Origin of the sequence: Aeromonas sp. QDB30, from assembly GCF_027707645.1 — a bacterium.
Lineage (GTDB): Bacteria > Pseudomonadota > Gammaproteobacteria > Enterobacterales > Aeromonadaceae > Aeromonas > Aeromonas caviae.
In genome coordinates, this window is sequence record NZ_JAPCIY010000169.1 from 1 (window position 1) to 1,333 (window position 1,333).

Annotated in this window: 1 protein-coding gene; it reads left to right on the plus strand. The window is 57.5% G+C overall.

The window, feature by feature from the left end; translation table 11 throughout:
• Positions 1–175: 175 nt before the first annotated feature.
• Positions 176–961 (plus strand): transcriptional regulator ExuR, encoded by a 786-nt coding sequence (exuR, locus tag PG896_RS20950; protein WP_214004480.1) that lies wholly within the window; start codon positions 176–178, stop codon positions 959–961.
• The last annotated feature ends 372 nt before the right edge of the window (positions 962–1,333 follow it).

The following is a 1,333-nucleotide window of genomic DNA, read 5'->3' on the forward strand; positions in this document are numbered from 1 at the left end:
GCAGAGAAAATCCAAGCAAAACAACACGTTAGACGGTATTATTAATTCGCTTGCCGCTTAAGGTTCTGTACATGAGGGCTCACTTGTTCATTTTCATGTAAATTGGTATAACAAGTTACCGTATCCGGGGGACAGTCCCGGCACTTGAATAGTATGAGGCTGGGGTGTGAGTGAGATGAATATGGACTTGGTTGAATCAAAGCGTCTCTATCAGAAAGTCGCCGCCGAGCTGAAACAACGCATTGCCAGCCAGCGTTATCAAGTTGGCGAGCGTCTGCCGGCCGAGCGGCTGATTGCCGAGGAGATGGACGTGAGTCGCACCGTGGTGCGCGAAGCCATCATCATGCTGGAAGTGGAAGGGCTGGTGGCGGTGCAGAAAGGGTCCGGGATCCACGTGATCGCCCGGGAGAGCCAGTATGCCGAAGCGACTCCCACCCTGGATGACGCCCTGTTGACGGCGGGCCCCTTCGAGCTGCTGCAAGCCAGGCAACTGCTGGAGAGCAATATCGCCGAGTTTGCCGCGACCCAGGTGACCAAGCAGGACATCATGGAGCTGCTGAAGATCCAGGCCCTGGCCCGCAAGGAGGATCGTGCCCGCGATTCGGAGTGGGACAAGCAGTTCCATATCCAGGTGGCCAAGGCGACCCAGAACTCCGTGCTGGTGATCCTGACCGAGCAGCTCTGGCTGCATCGCGAGCGCAACCCCTACTGGCGCAAGCTCCACGAGCATATCGACGACAAGGCTATCTCCAGCTGGTGCGACGATCACGACCAGATCCTCAAGGCCCTGATGCGCAAGGATCCGCAGGCGGCCAAGCTGGCCATGTGGCAGCACCTGGAGAACACCAAGCAGATGCTCTTCCAGGCCACCATCTTCGATGACGAAATGGAGGATGACCGCTACCTCTTCTCCGAAAATCCCGTCGTTCATCTGACCCAGCATTCCACTGCCAACGGCTAGTGGAAGGTTCTCGGGGGCGAATCCTCGAGGCTGTTTCAACCCCATGGAGGCGCTGGGCTGATGGCGTGGCCCAGAGCTCCCGGGCAAATTGCCGCTCCACTCGCCGGTTTTTGCTGGCGATGCCACCTGGAGCTGGCCCATGTCAAATGCAGCCACCCCCCGCAGAGCCTATGGCCCTTGGTCTGGAGATGCACAGCACTCGCGGGGCGGATACATCCTCTGAAGGCGAGAAAAAGGATACAAAAAGGGCCACTTCTTGCGAAGTGGCCCTTTCCAAACGTTTGGTGGAGCTGGGGTGTATGGAGATGGTATTCACCTGACAGTTGCCCACAAAAGGGAGTGGTCATACGGCTTCAAACCGGATAACAAAAC

Coding starts and splice junctions, on each gene's coding strand:
- exuR (WP_214004480.1), top strand. CDS start 176: ATGAATATGGACTTGGTTGAATCAAAGCGTCTCTATCAGAAAGTCGCC.